Consider the following 16,532-nt stretch of genomic DNA (forward strand, 5'->3'; position numbering starts at 1 on the left):
TCGGCTCGGGCCTCAGGAGCGGTGGACGCCCATCATCGCGGTCAGTCCGCCGTCGACGGGCAGCACCGCGCCGGTGATGTAGGCGGCCCCCTCGCCCATCAGGAAGGCGACCAGCGCGGCGACATCCTCGGGGCGCGCGAAGCGGCCGGCGGGAATCTGACGCTCCATCGTGGCGCGGTAGGCGGCGTAGGGAGCCATCATCCCGGTATCGATGAAGCCCGGCGCGATCACATTCACGGTGACGCCGCGCTTGGCCGATTCCACCGCCAGGGTGCGGCAATAGGCGATGAGGGCGCCCTTGGTGGCGGCATAGGCCGCGTTGCCGGGATTGGCCTGGAGGGCGGCTACCGAGCCGATGGCGACGATGCGCCCCGCGCGCGCGCGGATCATGCCCCGGACCAGGGACTTCGCCAGGCGGGTCAGCGACCAGAAGTTCACCTGCATGGCCGCCTCGGCCCGGTCCTGGTCCAGCATCGCCGCCAGCGCGTCGTAGGACTGGCCGGCATTGTGGACGAAGCCGTGGAAACCCTCGCCGGCCTCGATCTCTTCGCAGAACGCCTCGACGGCGGCGCGGTCGGCGAGATCGAGGGCCTGCGCGGTGATCGTGCGGCCGGGATGGGCCGCCGACAGCTCCGCCACCAGTCGCTCGGCGGCCTCGGCGGAGGATCGGTAGGTGAAGGCCACGTCGTGGCCGGCGGCGGCCAGCGCCCGCACGATCGCCGCGCCGAGGCCGGAGGCGCCGCCGGTGACGAGGACGCGGCGATTGACCCCCGCGCTATCGACCCCCGCGCTCATGCCGGCTCGTCCGCCAGCACGAGGCAGGTGTTCTGGCCGCCGAAGCCGAAGGAGTTCGACAGCACCCGGCGCACGGGCACGTCCCGGGCCTCGGCCACGATGTCGAGGGGGATGGCAGGGTCGGGCACCGCGTAGTTGATCGTCGGCGGGATGCGCCCGTGCGCGATGGTGAGGAGCGAGATCACCGCCTCCACCGCGCCGGCAGCCGTGAGGGTGTGCCCGATCATCGACTTGTTGGAGGAAACCGGCAGGGCGCGGATGCGGTCGCCGAACACGGCGGCGCAGCTCATCGCCTCCATCTTGTCGTTCTCCGGCGTCGACGTGCCGTGGGCGTTCACGGTGTCGATGGCGTCGGGGGCCGTGTCGGCATCCTCCAGGGCGGCGCGGATCGCCGCGATGCCGGGGGCGCCGTCGGGGCTCGACCGGGTGCGGTGGAAACCATCGCCCTTCTCGCCGCAGCCGAGCACGTAGCCGAGGATCCTGGCGCCCCGGGCCCGTGCCGCCTCGGCATCCTCCAGCACCAGCGCCCCGGCGCCCTCGCCCATGACGAAGCCGTCGCGGTTCTTCGAGAACGGCTTCGAGGCGGCTTCCGGCGGATCGTTCTGGGTGGACAGGGCCGAGAGCAGCGAGAATCGGATTAGGGATTCCGGGTTCACCGAGCCGTCGGTGCCGATGCACAGGGCGGCGGTGACCTCGCCGCGCCGGATCGCCTCGACGCCGAGCTGGATCGCGGTGGCGCCGGACGAGCAGGCGGTGGAGAGGGAGATCGGCGAGCCCTTGGTGCCGAACCGGTCGGCGATGTGGTCGGCCACCGTGCCGAAGATGAAGAGGTCGTGCCAGGGGTCGAAGCGCCGGCTCGCAGCGGCGCGCTGCAGGTCGGTGTAGGTGATCGGGCCGCTCTGACCCGAGGCCTCGGCCAGGGCCTGGCGCTGCGGCCACTCGATCTCCACCGGGGGCACGGCGATGAACAGGGCACCGGGAAAGTCGCCGGGGCGGCCGATGCCCGATTGGGCGATCGCCTCGTCAGCGGCGGCCTCGGCGAAGCGCTGCGACAGGGCCGGCGCCACGAGCAGGTCGGTGTCGAGGAAATCGACGGTGCCGGCGATGCGGGTACGCAGGCCCTCCGTGGGGAAGCGCCGGATGGCGTGGATGCCGGACCGGCCGGCGGTCAGCGCGGCCCAGTTGTCGGCTTGCCCCTGTCCCAGGGAGGTGACGATGCCGAGGCCGGTGACCGCCACCAGCGGCCGGCCCTTCGCGTCCCGGACCTTGGCATCACGAAAAGATTGGTTCGTCATCGCGCCGTCTTACACTCTTTTCGCCGCGACCGAGGCCTGGGATCACCCCGGGTCAGGCCGCCGTCACCCGGATCACGCCCTCGCCGCGGCGATGACCCACCACCGTCACCGCCACCTCGCGTAGGCCCCGCTCGGCGACGAGCGCCGCCGCCAGGGCCGCGCCGAAGGGGGCCACCGTCTCGAGGGTGTGGCCGGCGAGGTCGCCCAGGGCCGTCACGGCCACGCCCGGCGCGAGGCGCGCCAGGGCCGCGCCCTCTTCGGCCGTGACCGGGGCGACGCCGGTGGCGCCGGCGAGCACGGCGTCGGGCGCTGCGACGCCCGCCGCCGCCCAGAGGCCAGCGAGGCTGGCCTCGGTGCTGCCCGGCGCGCGCTTCGTGCGGTCGCTGCCCACCGGGCCGAGGCGGGCGAGAGCCCGCGCGCCGCGCGCCGCGGCGTGCTCGGCGGCTTCCAGCACCAGGAAAGCGGCAGCGCTGCCGAGGATGAAGCCGGCCTCGTCCTCCGGCTTGCGGTCGAAGACAGGGCGGAAGTCGCGGGCGCGCAGGTAGCCGCCCATCTCGTGGATCACCATCACGTCCGGGCGCTCAGCGCTGTAGGAGCCGCCGACCAGCATGCAGTCCACCTGGCCCGAGGCGATCCGCGCCTGGGCGATGCGCAGGGCGTCGGTGCCGGCGGCCTCCTCGCCCATGAAGGTGCGCGAGGCGCCGGTGACCCCGTGGACGATCCCGATATTGCCGGCGAGCAGGTTCGAGAGCTGGGCCAGGAAGAGGGTCGGGCGCAGGTCGTTCTGCAGGTGCTCGTTGAGGTAGGCGCCGGGGTCCTCCGCCTCGCGCAGGCCCGTGAGGATGGCGCCGTCCACCGCCGTGTCGCGCTCGCCGCCGCCGGCCGAGACCACGAGATGCATGCGCCCCTTGAGGTCGGCATCGCCCTTCACCCCGGCGGAATCGAGGGCAAGGCCAGCCGCGTAGACGCCGAGGCGCTGCCAGGGCTCCATCTGGCGCTGGTCGGATTTCTTCGGGATCTGTCCGTCGAGGGCGAGGGGCGCGACCGGATGCACCGTGTAGGGCGCGAAGGTCTCGGTGTCGGTGCGCGCCGGTGCCCCCGCCTCGAAGGCCGCGAGATGCGCCGCGAGGCCCTCGCCCGCGCAGGAGACGAGGCCGATGCCGGTGACGACGACGTCGCGAAGTTCGCTCATGCGGTCATGCTCATGCGGGCTCGCCCGCGAGATCGAACAGCCCGATCCGGCGGGCCCGCTCGCGCATCGGCGCGTCGAGGCCGGCCGGGAACGGCATGGTGCGGAAGCGCAGCTCGGCATTGGCCAGCGGCTTGCCGTCGTGACGGATCGCCGCCTTGGTCACCGCGTAGCCCGAACCGTCATGTTCGAGGCTCGCCTCGATCTGCAGCTCGGCGCCCGGGCCGACGAAGGAGCGGAATCGCGCCTTGTCGACGCCCATCAGGAACGGCATCTGCCGGAACCCCAGATGGGCGAGCACGAGATAGCCCGAGGCCTGCGCCATGGTCTCGGTGAGCAGCACGCCCGGCACGAGCGGGTGATCGGGGAAGTGCCCCTCGAAGACCGGGCTCTCCATCGGCACGCGGGCCAGGGCCTCGATCCGGCCGGCCTCCCGGTCGAACCGGGTCACGGCGTCGATCATCTCGAAATATTCGAGGCGCATGGCGTCCAGGGTCCCGTACGGGCGGGTGTTTCGAAGAGGCCGCGCCGGTCGCCGAGGATGTTCCGGGCGGCTCGGATTCAGGCTTTGGCGGCCTTCTCGGCCACCAGGGCGTCGATGCGGGCACAGAGATTCTTGAGGACGAAGTATTCCTCGGCCGGCACCTTGCCCTCGTTGACCTCCTGGGTCCAACGCTCGAGCGGGAGCTTGATGCCGAAGGCCTTGTCCACCGCGAAGGCGATGTCGAGAAAAGCGAGCGAATCAATCCCGAGATCGTCGATGGCGTGGCTCTCGGGCGTGATCGTGTCGCGCGGGATGTCGGCGGTGTCACTGATGATGTCCGCGACGCGGTCGAAGGTTGCGGTATGGGTCTGGTCGGACATGCGTTCTCGCCGTGTGACTGGGTATTCCACCGGGTTCGGCCCGAGCCGATCGGGGGCCGGAGCGATCCGGCGCATGGTGCCCGGTGCCCCCGGTCGCGCAGCATGCCCCTTCGGCCGGCATTACCGCCGCCCTGGACAGTGAAGGCGGTCCCTTACACGAGGGGTGTAGGAGGGGCAACCTTGGCCATCACGGCGTCGCGATCGGGCGGCCGCCTCCATTCCGATCCTGCGGCGATGGACTAGATGGACGCTGAGGACGTGCCGCCGCGGCCGGTCCCCACGAGGTCGATCAACACGATGGCACATCTCCCCTCCGTGACGCCGGCCGGAGCGCCGCCGGCGGGCGTGCCCGACCCGCGCCTGGCCCCCGACCATCCGCCGCGTGCGGGCGCGCACCCGCTGTCGGGGCCGTCGCAGCGCTTGGCCCGCTTCGCCCTGGTCCTCGTCCTCGCGGGCCTCGGGATCTGGGTGCTGCACCACTTCATCCCGGCCCTGGTCTGGGCCGTGATCCTGGCGATCGCCCTCGGGCCCCTCTACGCCCGCGCCGAGCGGCGCTGGCCACCGGGCCGGCACAACATCCTGCTGCCCCTGCTGTTCACCGCGGCGGTGGCCTTGGTCTTCCTGATCCCCTTGGTGGTTCTGGGCGTGCAGGCGGCGCGCGAGGCCCACGACGTGGTCGCCTGGGCGCGCTCCTTCGAGACGTCCGGCATCCCGGTTCCGGATTTCCTCGGTCATCTCCCCTTCGGCGCGGCGCAGGCGCAGGCCTGGTGGGCGGAGAACCTGAGCCATCCGGCGGCCGGCTCGGAACTCCTGCACCGCTTCGACAACTCCTCGGTGATCGGGGTCACCCGCAGCCTCGGGGCGCAGATCGTCCGGCGGGTCGTCCTGTTCGGCTTCACCCTGGTGGCGCTGTTCTTCCTGTTCCGGGACGGGCGGGCGGTGGCGGCCCAGGCGCTGACCGCCAGCGCGAAGCTGTTCGGGCCCCGGGGCGAGCGGGTGGCGCGGCAGATGGTGGCCTCGGTCCACGGCACCGTGGACGGCCTCGTCCTGGTCGGCCTCGGCGAGGGCGTGCTCCTGGGGATCGTCTACTACTTCGCCGGTGTGCCGCACCCGGTGCTGCTCGGGGCGCTGACGGCGGTGGCGGCGATGATCCCGTTCGGGGCGCCCCTGGTCTTCGGCATCGCGGCGGCGATCCTGCTCGCCAACGGCGCGGTGGTGCCGGCGGTGGTGGTCGTGGTGGCGGGTTTCGTCGTCACCTTCGTGGCGGACCACTTCGTGCGCCCGGCGCTGATCGGTGGCACGACCCGCCTGCCCTTCCTCTGGGTGCTCCTCGGCATCCTCGGCGGCGTCGAGACCTTCGGCCTCCTCGGCCTGTTCCTCGGCCCGGCCGTGATGGCCGCGCTGATCCTACTCTGGCGGGACTTCACGCAGGGCCGGCCGGAAGAGGCACCCCGGGCCTGAGCCCGGGGCGCGCCGCGCCTTACGCCGGGCGCGGCAGCTTGCAGCTGTCGAGGGCGTTCAGGGCCTTGGCGCGGGCCGAATCGTTGAAGTAGCCGGTGCTGCGGTAGGCATCGAGCTCGCCCTTGTCGAGGCTCGCGAGCGTCTGGTTCGCGTAGCAGCCACAGGGGCGCGCGAGGGAGACCTCGGAGACGTTCTGCAGTCGGGCCTGGGTCACGGTGCAGGCGTGGCGCACACGGCCCGTGAGGTTGCCGGTGGAGGCCGTCTTCAGTGCCGGATCGGGGGTGTAGCCCTCGAGGGACGCGGTCGGGCCGGACTTGTTGGCGTTGCAGGCGGCGACGAGCGAGAGCAGGCCGGCGGCGAGCAGGAGCCGGCCGGTGCGCGGGGCGATGGAGCGCATGGAATGATGGGTCCGTGAAAGCGATTCGGGAACGAACCGGTTTCACGTCCGTGCCCCCGCCGCGCAAGGGCGCCGGAGCCACACTGGGACGGCAAACGCCGGAGCTTCCGCGAAGCTCCGGCGCCCCGCGGGCTTCAGCCGACGATGTCGGAATCCTGGAAGAACTGGGCGATCTCGGCCTTGGCGTTCTCGAGGCTGTCGGAGCCGTGGACGGTGTTCTCGCCGACCGACTCGGAGAAGGTCTTGCGGATGGTGCCCTCGTCGGCATTGGCCGGGTTGGTGGCGCCCATCACTTCGCGGTACTTGGCGACGGCGTTCTCGCCCTCGAGCACCTGCACGACGACCGGGCCGGAGGTCATGAACTCCACGAGCTCGCCGAAGAACGGGCGCTCCTTGTGAATCTCGTAGAACTTCTCGGCCTGGGCGCGGCTCATCTGGATGCGGCGCTGACCGACGATGCGCAGGCCCGCCTTCTCGATCACGGCGTTGACCGCGCCGGTCAGGTTCCGCTTCGTCGCGTCGGGCTTGAGAATGGAGAAGGTGCGCTCGGTGGCCATGGTCCGTCCGGTTGTGATCGCTCAGCCGAAAATGGCTTCGGCGCCGGGCTTATAGCGGGCGGACTCCCGACCCTCAACCCGAGGCGGATTCGCGGGGGATAACCGGGGTCATGGCACCGGTTTTCCGGCCGCCATGGCTTTGGCGCAACAGCGCCGGAAAATCGCCCGAATGCGGACGCCTCCTGTGGCCAGACGATCACGGCCTCCTCCGAAGGGGCCGATACCGATCCCTGCCGACCTCTGGCCGCCGGCGTCCCGCCGCAGCCACGCCACATGGAGACCAGGACATGCGCGTCGCCCTCATCGCCGCCTTCATCCTTGCCGGCCTCGCCCCCGCCTCCGCCGCGCCGGCCCAGGACCCGTCGGGGACCTGGCTCACCGGGGACGGCCGCGCCAAGGTCCGCATCGACCGCTGCGGTCCGGGTGCCGCCAACATCTGCGGCAAGGTGGTCTGGGCCAAGACCGCGACCAACGAGGACGGCACCCCGCGCACCGACATCAAGAACCCCGATCCGAAGAAGCGCTCCCGCCCCGTGCTCGGCCTGACGCTCCTCGACAACCTGAAGCCCGAGGAGACGAAGTTCTCCGGCGAGATCTACAACGCCGACGAGGGCAAGATGTACCAGGTCAGCCTGGAGCGGGAGAGCGGCTCCGAGCTCTCGGTCTCCGGCTGCCTCCTCAAGGTCCTGTGCGGTTCGCAGACCTGGACCCGGGTGCCGGACGTGAACCAGCAGGCTTCCGCCGCCACGCCCGAATCGGCCCCGCGCCCGGCGCCGAAGGCCGCCAAGGTCGCGCCTGCCAAGGCCGCCGCCCCGGCCGAGTGAGGGCAGCACTTCGAGGGGGGGCGGCCCGGGATCGGGGCGCTCTCCGTTCAGACCGCCGCGAAGCCCCTCTGCACGGCCGGCCGCGCCATGACGCGGTCGAGCCAGGCCCGCACGTGGGGCACGGCGGCGAGTTCGATGCTCTGCTTCTCGTGGTACTTGGCCCAGGGCAGGATCGCGATGTCGGCGATGGAGAAGTCGCCCGCCACATAGTCCCGGTCCGCGAGGCGCTTGTCGAGCACGCCGTAGAGGCGCTGGGCCTCCGCGGTGAAGCGGTCGATCGCGTAGGGGATCTTCTCCTGCGCGTAGATGCGGAAATGGTGGACCTGGCCCAGCATCGGCCCGAAGCCGCCCACCTGCCAGAACAGCCACTCGTCCACGGCCACCCGGGCGCGCTCGTCGGCGGGATAGAGGCAGCCGGTCTTGCGCCCGAGATATTGCAGGATCGCGCCCGACTCGAACACCGTGATCGGCTCGCCTCCCGGGCCGTCCGGGTCGACGATGGCGGGGATCTTGTTGTTGGGCGAGATCTGCAGGAAGTCCGGGGCCATCTGGTCGCCCCGGCCGATATTCACCGGCACCACCCGGTAGGGCAGCCCGCACTCCTCCAGCATGATCGGGATCTTCCAGCCGTTCGGCGTGCTCCAGGTGTGCACGTCGATGGGTTTTCCCGGGGCGTGTGCCATGCTGATGTTTCCGACCCTGTTCAGGCCCGCTCGATTCGCCGAAACAATCCGGAACGCGAGCGGAAGGTTGCAGACTCCGTGCCATCGGCACGGGCGGTGGCGGGAGCAGTGGATCGCACGCCTACCCGCACAGATGGCACTTGCCCTCGCCCACGGTTGTGGCTGTGATGCGGGCGGGCCGCCGGATGGCGGCGCACAAACGTCCAGGGGGTCGTCATGCTGTCGTTCCGTTCGTGCCGCGCCGGTGCCTTGTTCGCGGGCTTGCTGCTTCTGGCAAGTCCCCTGGTTGTGACAAGCCCCGTCGTCTCCGGCGGTGCGCTGGCACAAGCCGCGGCGGCGCCCAAGCCCGCCAAGGAGCTCAGCGTCGGCCAGAGCGCGGCCCGCGCGCGCCAGAAGAAGTGCGGCGCCGAGTGGCGCGCCCTCTCGGTGGCCGACAAGGCCGCGCAGGGACCGAAATGGCCCCAATATTACAGCAAGTGCGTGAAGCGCCTAAAAACTGCGTTTATTCAATGACATAGATCTCTGTTGCCCTGGTTCTGTATACCGGTAGAGTCACAGTATTCTTCGGCTGAGCGGTGTATGGAGCTGACTGCCTTCGTTTGTGTGTAACCGCGAAAATCCGCTTACCGCGGGAGCATAGGTGATTGCTTTAACGCGCGTCGGTAAGCTGCGCCGCGCCTCCGCGTCCCTCATAATTCGTGCATCTGCCTCGGTCGTGTCCCGCGGCGTGGTGTAGCTTGTTGAGGGCCACCACGATCACCGGCTCGGGCCGGGACGATCAGGCTGCCAGAGTTGGCAGGCTGACGAGGGAATCATCGCCGATCGGGGCGATGCTTTCCAGGGTGATGTAGCGCGACCGCTGCATGGCCCACTCGTCGTTCTGTTCGAGCAGGATCGCGCCGACGAGGCGGGTGATGGCAGCCTCGTCGGGGAGGATGCCCATGACCTCGGTCCGGCGCTTGATCTCGCCGTTCAGGCACTCCAACGGATTGGTCGAATGCAGCTTGACCCGGTGGGCGGCCGGGAAGCCCATGTAGGCCAGCACGTCGGGCCCGGCCATGTCCATCAGGGCGGCGAGCTTGGGCATCTTGGGGCGGAGCTGGTCGGCCACCCGCTGCCATTGCTGACGGGCCGCCTCGGCGTCGTCCTGAGCAAATGCGGTGGCGATGAAGGCTGAGACGACGCGCCGCCCGCTGCGGCCATCATGGGCGAGCACGTTCCTCATGAAGTGCACCCGGCGGCGTTGCCAAGTCGCGTTCATCACCTTGGCCACCGAGGCCTTGATGCCCTCGTGGGCGTCCGAGATCATGAGCGTGACCCCGCGCAGGCCGCGCCGGGCCAGCTTGCGCAGGAAGGCGGTCCAGAACGTCTCAGCCTCCGACGGGCCCACGTCCATGCCGAGGACCTCGCGCCGGCCGTCGGCGTTCACGCCGACCGCCACGATCACCGCCACCGAGACGATCCGGACGGCCTGGCGAACCTTCACGTAGGTCGCATCGATCCAGAGATACGGCCACTCGCCCTCGATGGGGCGGTCGAGGAACGCGCCGACCCTAGCACAGCCGGCTGACTTGCCTCTTCGAGACGCCCGTGCCGCCCATCGCCTGGACGAGGTCATCGACGGAGCGGGTCGAGATGCCCTGGATGTAGGCCTCCTGGATCACCGCGGTCAGCGCCTTCTCGGCCATGCGGCGAGGCTCTAGGAAGCCGGGGAAGTACGAACCCTTGCGCAGCTTTAGGATACGCAGCTCGACCGTGCCGGCCCGGGTCTGCCAGTCCCGGTCGCGGTAGCCGTTGCGCTGGACCAGTCGCTCAGCGCTCATCTCGCTGTGGGCTGCGCCGGTCGGCCGCCCACCTCCAGTTCCATCAGCCGCTCGGCCGCAAAGCCGATCATCTCACGCAGCAAATCCGCGTCGGCGCTCTTCTCCATGAGGCCGCGCAACGTCATCATCTCATCGGTCATCGGGGGGCTTTCGGGTTCAGGGTTGGCTGTCGCAACCCGACCCTACCCGGCAATCGCCGATGACCACCCGTCAGCTACACCACCGCCTGGGACACGACCCCTGTACGGTCCCGGGATGAGGTGTGCCGGATTGCCCCTGAAGGTGGAGTGGGCCCCTGACGGTGGGCACGATCAGGCAGCGGTTTTGACCGTCGGCCGGGCGTGTTGCTTCTCGAACTGCACAGGGCTGAGATACCCGAGCGCGGCGTGCAGCCGTTTGGTATTGTAGACCTCGTCGATGAAGCGGGGTAGCTCGGCTGCGACATCGGCGAAGGTCTCGAACGCCATCGGGTACACTCCCTCGACCTTGAGCGTCTTCATGAAGCTCTCGGCCTTGGCGTTGTCGTAGGGATTGCCGCGCCGGCCCATCGAGCCGACGATCCCGTGCTCAGCCAGCACCTTTCGATACGCCTCGGCAGCGTATTGACTGCCGCGGTCTGTGTGGTGGGTCAGTCCCGGTGCCGGCCGACGCCGCTCGATCGCCGCGCGCAGAGCCGCGAGGGTCAGGCGGGCGTCGATCGACCGGCCGAGCGCGTAGCCGACCACGCGGCGCGACCAGGCATCCAGGATGATCGCGACGTAGACGAAGCCAACCGTTACCGCGACATAGGTCAGATCCGCGACCCAGAGCTGATCGGGCCCGTTCGGCGCGATGTCCCGGGCCAGGTTCGGGAAGATCGGGCTGTCGTGATCGCTGTCGGTGGTCGTGACGTAGCGGCGCCGGACGCGCGGTTGCAGGTCGTGCTCCCGCATGAGGCGGCGGACCTTCTTATGGTTCACCTGCCAGCCCTGCTGGCGCAGGGCCGCCTGTACGCGGCGCCAGCCGTAGGCTTCGAACGCGTCGCAGATCGCGGCCATGGCCTCGACGAGGGCGGTATCGTCGGCAGCCCGCGTCGGAGCGTCGTAGTAGGTGGAGCGCGCCAGACCCATCAGCCGGCATCCCGCAGCGACGGAGAGGCTGCCGGGCCGGTGATCACGGACATAGGCCCGCTTCGCGGCGGCGGTCCGTTGCGCAGAGCCCCCTTTAAAAACTCAAGCTCAAGCGCCTGCCGGCCGACGAGCCGTTCGAGCGCAGCGATGCGCGCCTCATAGGTCTGGATCGTGTCGGCGGCGGCCGCGTCGTCGTCGAACGCGCCCGTCTCGTACTTCTGCACCCAGACGCGCACGAGGTTGCGCGAGAGATCGTGGCGCTTGGCCAAGCCGTGCAGCGTCTCGCCCGACAGGTACTCCTGCGCGACCTGACGCTTGAACGCGACGCTGTGAGAACGGTGTCGTGCCATGGTCTTCATCCTTCGAAGACCCAGCCAGTCGGTCAATCAGCCTTGCCCAATCCGTCCACCCCAAGGGGCCCACTCCAAGGGTTCGGGTTCTTTGGTCCAAGCTTGGCAGATGCGTTCGTAGGGTGTGAGGCCGCGTAGGGTCTTGAGCCGGCGGGCGTGGTTGGAGGCATCGACGAAGAGTTGGAGGTGGTCCCTGAGCTGATCGTGGCGATCGGAGTGGTAGCGTTTGACCGTCGCGTCTTTGCTTGTGCGGTTCATCCGCTCGACCTGACCGTTGGTCCAGGGATGGTTCACCTTGGTCGGCCGGTGCTCGATGTCGTTTTCGGCACAGACGCGGCCGAAGATGTGTGGCCTGCCCCGATCCGGTGGTCCAGGTTCGAAGTTAGTGCATCGTCGGTCGCGTGACGATGGCAGGGCGAGCGGGCGGCACCGAGCCGTTCGGTTCCGGTGGTCAGAGGATGACCTCGGGCGCAGGCGGCTGGTAGCTGAGCGACGAGTGCGGTCGGACGGTGTTGTAGTGCCTGCGCCATTGCTCGATCACGACGCTGGCTTCCTTGAGGGTGTAGAACACCTCGCCATTGAGGAGTTCGTCGCGCAGCTTCGCGTTGAAGCTCTCGCAGAACCCATTCGGCAACAATCTCTGCAGCTGTATGTTTCTTCCGACGCATCACAATATCCTCCACATGGCGACAAGCCATACCTCAGGGAGGACCACTTTTCAGGAGGCAGGCCAACTGAGACAACCGCGACACGCCTATCTGATTTTTAAAATGACATCGAAGTCGACAGGGTTGATTGCGTACCCAATTGCCAATGTATGGTATTTATGCGTTTCATCCGAGCGCAAAGCCGAATTTTTGACATTGTCTGCGATCACAGCGAATCGGGGATTGGCGGTGTATGGCAGAATTGCAGCCCAATTTGGCAACACGCAGATTGGCAACACGCAGATAAGCTCGGTCAAACTGACCGCAGCGTGACCTTCGATTTGGAAGCTGGGGGCGATGACGATCTACTATATCGATAATACCTTCGCGGGTGCCAGCGACAGTAATAGTGGAACCTCACCTGATTCGCCCCTCTTTTCACTTGCTGCCGTAAACCGACTGAAGCTGGCGCCGGGGGACACGGTCGCATTCCGTGCGGGCACGACCTACACAGGCTCCTCCGGCCTCACGCCCGATCGCCCGGTATCGGTATCCTATGTGCCATCTGCGGGCGACGACCACGCTTTCGCGATCCAAGGGAAAGACGGAACCGCAGCGGCGTCGTTTCTGCAGCAGGGCACGGTCCGATCCACCCTCGACGGCACCGCCCCCGTCATCACATCCGTCGCGATTGCAGCAGGGAACTACAAAATCGGAGATGTTGTCACCGCTCAGGTGATTGTCGCAGCCGATGCCGAGAATTACACCAATATCTCAGGTCGCATCAATAATTACTCGGTGAACAATCTCGTTAAGCTTGATAATTCCACTTATACTGTCCAGTTTAAGGTGACCGAATACGGCGCTGATGTCACGCCAGGCGGTGCAATCCCCGTGAATCTGACGTTCCGAAATGCGGCTGGTCTGGAGAGCGTCCCCTACACGCAATCAGCCTCAGTTAAAGGTTCGGCAAATGTCGCTGCGCCACATCTCATCGCGATGACCGCTGACGCGGGATCGATTTTCTTGGGCTATGATGCGGTGCTCGATCGGGATCACCTTCCAGATCTGAGCAGTTTTAGAATCATGTCCGATGGTCAAGAATTGACTCCGGCCAGCGTCGATCTTGATGCGTCCGGTACGACGCTCAACCTGCGTCTTTCCAACGCCGCCTTGCAGATCTCCGCGAACGGGACGCCAGACGCACCGATTACCTTCACCAGTTATGGTGAAGGTGGCCGACCCGTGATTACAAATCTTGCGTCGGGCTACAGTGATGCCGTCAATCTGCGCGGCGCGAGCTATGTCGTTCTAGACGGACTTAAGTTTGATGGTGCCGGCCAAGCAGGCGTCAACATCGATAAAAACTCCCACCATGTGACGGTTGCAAATTCAGAGACCGCAAATGTCGGCGAAGGATTTTTGATCGCTGGCTACGACAACATTATAACAAAAAACTATATGCACGACTTTCATATGGTTAAAAATACCCCGCAATCGATCAATGCGAATGATGATTACGGAGCGAATGGGGCAGTCATTGCCGGTAGCAACAACGAACTGTCGTTCAATAAAATTATCAATGCGAAAAGTGCGAGCTATGATTACGGCGTCGATGGGGGCGCTTTTGAGATATTTGGGACCGTCGCCAACACCTTCATTCACGACAACTGGGTGGAGGGCGGGGATCGCTTTACCGAGGTCGGTAGCGACGGCGGGGGCTGGATCACCAACGTTTCGATCGTCAACAACGTCAGTATCAACAATGCTGGTTTCGCAACAATTCACAACAGTGGAGGCGCCTTCGCATCCGTGATCACTGGTTTCGATATGGGTTACAATACTGTTATAGAAACCAATAATACACAAAAGCAATCTGCAGCGGTTATTCTCGACAGAAGCACGGACTCTTCTTCGGTTAATTTTCATCACAACATCGTTTCGCTTAACAGCGGTGACTCCGTTTTCAAGCGGGAAGGGTCGTATCATTCCTCGAATGTATTTTACCTTTATTCCAAGGTAACGCATCTTTATAATAGCTGGAGTATGTCTCTCAATAGCGGGGAGTCGTACGGCTCGCTGCAGTACGGGTCCGTGGCCCCGGCCGACATGCCCGGTTTTCTTCGTGCCGCGACGCCGACCTTTGGGTCCGCACTGACCCAGCAGGCACAGCTTTCCGGCGGATCAGCGAGCCCCGCCAGCTCCACGACGCCGCACATCGTTGCCTTAGCTGTGGAGCACGGCTCATGGAAGATTGGTGATGTCGTCCCCGTTCTGATCAGCGTGGTACCGAGCAACCAGATCTACTCGCTGGTTTCGGGTGCGGTCGGCGGCTTTCATCTGTCGGGCCTCGTCAAGGTGAACGACAGCACATACGCTGCCAAGGCACTTATTGCGGAAGGCGGTACGGACAGAATTGCCGGGGCCGCGTGGGATGCGCGGCTGGTTCTTCAGAATTCGTTCGGCGAGCAGAGCCAGGAATTCCGAGGCTCCCTGGAAAGCCCGGGTTCGATCGACGCGCAACGCCCGCGGTTTCTCGCTGCCTCCGTCGATGCTGCGACGCTCACCCTGACGTTCAACGAGAGCCTCGATCTTAATCATCTGCCGGCAAAGGCCAACTTTCTCGTCAAAGTGGCCGGCGCCCTGGTTGCCGTGGATTCTGTCATGAGCGACGGTTCCGCGAACACCCTCAAACTTCTTCTGAATCAGCCCGTCCTCTCGGGGGTCGGCGTCACCGTCAGTTATACGGATCCGACGTCCGGCGACGATGCTGCGGCGATTCAGGATGTCGCCGGCAACGACCTTCTCTCGCTGACCGCCAAGAACGTCATCAACCTCACGGTCGATCCGCGAACGATCGGCGCGACCGACATCCGGATCGATGCCAACGCACCGGCCTTCGTATCGGGCACGGTCGAGGGTTCGCGCCTGACCCTGACTTATTCAGAGCGTCTCGACGGCCCTCTGCCATTACCGACGGCCTTTCTCCTGAGCGTCGATAACCAGACGGTACCTGTCAGTCGCGTCGAGATTGATCCCGCGACGGGAGCGCTCGTTCTCTCGCTTGGCGTGCCGGTGCAGGGCGGCAGCTTCGTGGTTCTGAAGTACCTCGATCCGACGTTGGCGAACGATGCGCTCGCCATACAGGATTCTCTCGGGAACGATGCGTCCTCCATCGAGCGTGCGATCCTAAACTTGCTTCCCGACGCCAAACCGCCGGTGATCTCGTCCGTTTCCATCCCCGCCCAGCCGCTGAGGATCGGCGACATCGGGACGGTGACGATCGCGACCTCCTACGAGCATGACGCATTAGCTCTGGCCAACGGCAGCGTGGCGGGCTTTACGCTGTTTAATCTTCAGAAGATCCGGCCCGATCTCTACACCGCGCAGTTCATCGTTGACGAAAGCAACATTCAACTCGATTCTGCCGCCGGAGTCCCGATCTCGCTCACCCTGTCAGACCCCTCCGGAAATCTGAGCCCTACCTTCACCGTTGCAGTGACGCAGGATGGCGACATCATCGATGCCCGTCGGCCAACGCTGAAATCCGCCACCGTCGATGGGGCGACGCTTACGCTCACATTCAGCGAGGCTCTGGACGCGACGCATGCCCCGGTGGCGGGAGCATTCGACGTACAAGTCGATGGGCAAAACCGCGCCATTACCGCTGTCGCCCTGGAACCAGCCGACGGCCGGGTGACGCTGACGCTGGATGCCCCGGTCGTCCAAGGTCAATCTATTGCGCTGAATGGTGCGACCGGCGCAGTCCAGGACATTCCCGGCAACGGATCGGCGCCAATTGCTAGTTTGGCCGTTGCCAATAAGACGCCCGATGCCGAGGCACCTTCGGTCTCCCTGATCTCCAGCAACGGATTCCTCAAGGCCAACGAAACCGCGCTGGTGACATTCTCGTTCAGCGAGGCGGTGCGCGACTTCGACCTGTCGGACGTGAGCGTTACCCACGGCCATCTGAGCGGCCTGACAACGGTGGACGCTTCGACCTACACCGCCCTCTTCACACCCGCACCCGGCTACACCGGCGCCGAGACTCTCTCGGTGGTGCCTGGCAGCTACCGCGACCTGGCGGGCAATGTCGGCAACGGTGGGCAGCTGCGCGTCGATCTCGACACCACCCCGCCCGACACGCTGGCTCCCAGCCTATCGATCTCGTCGGACCATGCCCAGGTGACCTTAGGTCAGACCGCACTGGTGACGTTTTCCTTCAGCGAAGCCGTGCGCGGCTTCGACCTTTCGGACGTGAGCGTTACCCACGGTCAGCTGAGCGGCCTGACTGCGGTGGACGTCGCGACCTACACCGCCGTGTTCACCCCCGAGGCCGGGTTCTCTGGTCCCGACAGCATCGGCGTGGCCGCTTCCAGCTACGTCGACTTGGCGGGCAATGCCGGCAGCGGTGGGCAGGTCGGTCTGAGCATCAACACGGTCGCGGGCCAAGGCGGCCAACTGATCCTCGGGACCGCCGGCAACGATGCCCTGAAGGGAGGCGCGGCCAACGACACGATCTACGGCTACGCAGGCAA

13 protein-coding genes and 4 pseudogenes are annotated in these 16,532 nt (G+C 66.5%); 4 read left to right on the forward strand and 13 right to left on the reverse strand.

Annotated features, from left to right (window positions below; genetic code table 11):
• Positions 1–12: 12 nt before the first annotated feature.
• The 5 genes from AC3WLN_RS11180 to AC3WLN_RS11200 all read right to left on the reverse strand — a co-directional run bounded on the left by AC3WLN_RS11180 (position 13) and on the right by AC3WLN_RS11200 (position 4,143).
• Positions 13–795, reverse strand: coding sequence for an SDR family NAD(P)-dependent oxidoreductase (locus tag AC3WLN_RS11180; protein ID WP_492481228.1), 783 nt, complete (start codon positions 793–795; stop codon positions 13–15).
• Positions 792–2,090: a beta-ketoacyl-ACP synthase gene (locus AC3WLN_RS11185; RefSeq protein WP_492481229.1), complete on the reverse strand. Its 1,299-nt coding sequence runs from the start codon at positions 2,088–2,090 to the stop codon at positions 792–794. Before AC3WLN_RS11185 ends, AC3WLN_RS11180 begins: the two co-directional genes overlap by 4 nt.
• Positions 2,091–2,142: 52 nt before the next feature.
• A complete protein-coding gene (locus AC3WLN_RS11190; protein ID WP_492481231.1) occupies positions 2,143–3,282 on the reverse strand; it encodes a beta-ketoacyl-ACP synthase in 1,140 nt (379 codons plus the stop codon).
• 10 nt (positions 3,283–3,292) lie between these two features.
• A complete protein-coding gene (locus AC3WLN_RS11195) occupies positions 3,293–3,763 on the reverse strand; it encodes a 3-hydroxyacyl-ACP dehydratase FabZ family protein (protein ID WP_492481233.1) in 471 nt (156 codons plus the stop codon).
• Between the two features lie 77 nt (positions 3,764–3,840).
• Positions 3,841–4,143, reverse strand: a complete 303-nt coding sequence (locus AC3WLN_RS11200; protein ID WP_243913336.1) for an acyl carrier protein — start codon at positions 4,141–4,143, stop codon at positions 3,841–3,843.
• Positions 4,144–4,440: 297 nt separating this feature from the next.
• On the opposite strand from AC3WLN_RS11200, the gene AC3WLN_RS11205 reads away from it, so the two are divergent.
• A complete protein-coding gene (locus AC3WLN_RS11205) occupies positions 4,441–5,604 on the forward strand; it encodes an AI-2E family transporter (protein WP_492481235.1) in 1,164 nt (387 codons plus the stop codon).
• Between the two features lie 19 nt (positions 5,605–5,623).
• On the opposite strand, the gene AC3WLN_RS11210 is transcribed toward AC3WLN_RS11205, so the two are convergent.
• Both AC3WLN_RS11210 and ndk read right to left on the reverse strand, forming a co-directional pair.
• The gene (locus AC3WLN_RS11210; RefSeq protein ID WP_492481237.1) at positions 5,624–6,001 is read right to left on the reverse strand and encodes a hypothetical protein; all 378 of its coding nucleotides are present in this window, start codon (positions 5,999–6,001) and stop codon (positions 5,624–5,626) included.
• 134 nt (positions 6,002–6,135) lie between these two features.
• On the reverse strand, positions 6,136–6,558 hold the full coding sequence (ndk, locus tag AC3WLN_RS11215; RefSeq protein WP_056468908.1) for a nucleoside-diphosphate kinase: 423 nt from the start codon (positions 6,556–6,558) through the stop codon (positions 6,136–6,138).
• Between the two features lie 287 nt (positions 6,559–6,845).
• Between ndk and AC3WLN_RS11220 the strand changes: the two genes are divergently transcribed.
• Entirely contained in the window at positions 6,846–7,382 is a 537-nt protein-coding gene (locus tag AC3WLN_RS11220) for a DUF2147 domain-containing protein (protein ID WP_492481239.1), read from the forward strand.
• A gap of 47 nt (positions 7,383–7,429) precedes the next feature.
• Here AC3WLN_RS11220 and AC3WLN_RS11225 read toward each other — a convergent pair whose 3' ends face one another.
• Positions 7,430–8,065, reverse strand: a complete 636-nt coding sequence (locus tag AC3WLN_RS11225; protein ID WP_492481240.1) for a glutathione binding-like protein — start codon at positions 8,063–8,065, stop codon at positions 7,430–7,432.
• Between the two features lie 216 nt (positions 8,066–8,281).
• Here AC3WLN_RS11225 and AC3WLN_RS11230 point away from each other — a divergent pair, with 216 nt between their 5' ends.
• Positions 8,282–8,578, forward strand: a complete 297-nt coding sequence (locus AC3WLN_RS11230; RefSeq protein WP_492481242.1) for a hypothetical protein — start codon at positions 8,282–8,284, stop codon at positions 8,576–8,578.
• A 265-nt stretch (positions 8,579–8,843) separates the two neighbouring features.
• Here AC3WLN_RS11230 and AC3WLN_RS11235 read toward each other — a convergent pair.
• The 5 genes and pseudogenes from AC3WLN_RS11235 to AC3WLN_RS11255 form a co-directional block, all read right to left on the reverse strand.
• Positions 8,844–10,028 (reverse strand): annotated as a pseudogene (locus AC3WLN_RS11235) (IS256 family transposase).
• Between the two features lie 171 nt (positions 10,029–10,199).
• Positions 10,200–11,006: pseudogene (locus AC3WLN_RS11240) on the reverse strand (IS3 family transposase); the annotation flags it as partial.
• Entirely contained in the window at positions 10,997–11,347 is a 351-nt protein-coding gene (locus AC3WLN_RS11245; protein WP_492481244.1) for a transposase, read from the reverse strand. The gene AC3WLN_RS11245 and the pseudogene AC3WLN_RS11240, both read right to left, overlap by 10 nt.
• 36 nt (positions 11,348–11,383) lie before the next feature.
• A pseudogene (locus AC3WLN_RS11250) lies at positions 11,384–11,695 on the reverse strand (integrase core domain-containing protein); the annotation flags it as partial.
• Positions 11,696–11,729: 34 nt separating this feature from the next.
• Positions 11,730–11,975: pseudogene (locus tag AC3WLN_RS11255) on the reverse strand (integrase core domain-containing protein); the annotation flags it as partial.
• A gap of 376 nt (positions 11,976–12,351) precedes the next feature.
• On the opposite strand from AC3WLN_RS11255, the gene AC3WLN_RS11260 reads away from it, so the two are divergent.
• Positions 12,352–16,532 (forward strand): SwmB domain-containing protein (locus tag AC3WLN_RS11260; protein WP_492481246.1); only part of this gene is annotated, 4,181 nt, incomplete at its 3' end.

This window comes from Methylobacterium sp. FW306-05-D (assembly GCF_058782155.1).

Coding starts and splice junctions, on each gene's coding strand:
- AC3WLN_RS11180 (WP_492481228.1), bottom strand. CDS start 795: ATGAGCGCGGGGGTCGATAGCGCGGGGGTCAATCGCCGCGTCCTCGTC.
- AC3WLN_RS11225 (WP_492481240.1), bottom strand. CDS start 8,065: ATGGCACACGCCCCGGGAAAACCCATCGACGTGCACACCTGGAGCACG.
- AC3WLN_RS11195 (WP_492481233.1), bottom strand. CDS start 3,763: ATGCGCCTCGAATATTTCGAGATGATCGACGCCGTGACCCGGTTCGAC.
- AC3WLN_RS11245 (WP_492481244.1), bottom strand. CDS start 11,347: ATGGCACGACACCGTTCTCACAGCGTCGCGTTCAAGCGTCAGGTCGCG.
- AC3WLN_RS11210 (WP_492481237.1), bottom strand. CDS start 6,001: ATGCGCTCCATCGCCCCGCGCACCGGCCGGCTCCTGCTCGCCGCCGGC.
- AC3WLN_RS11230 (WP_492481242.1), top strand. CDS start 8,282: ATGCTGTCGTTCCGTTCGTGCCGCGCCGGTGCCTTGTTCGCGGGCTTG.
- AC3WLN_RS11185 (WP_492481229.1), bottom strand. CDS start 2,090: ATGACGAACCAATCTTTTCGTGATGCCAAGGTCCGGGACGCGAAGGGC.
- AC3WLN_RS11205 (WP_492481235.1), top strand. CDS start 4,441: ATGGCACATCTCCCCTCCGTGACGCCGGCCGGAGCGCCGCCGGCGGGC.
- AC3WLN_RS11220 (WP_492481239.1), top strand. CDS start 6,846: ATGCGCGTCGCCCTCATCGCCGCCTTCATCCTTGCCGGCCTCGCCCCC.
- ndk (WP_056468908.1), bottom strand. CDS start 6,558: ATGGCCACCGAGCGCACCTTCTCCATTCTCAAGCCCGACGCGACGAAG.
- AC3WLN_RS11190 (WP_492481231.1), bottom strand. CDS start 3,282: ATGAGCGAACTTCGCGACGTCGTCGTCACCGGCATCGGCCTCGTCTCC.
- AC3WLN_RS11200 (WP_243913336.1), bottom strand. CDS start 4,143: ATGTCCGACCAGACCCATACCGCAACCTTCGACCGCGTCGCGGACATC.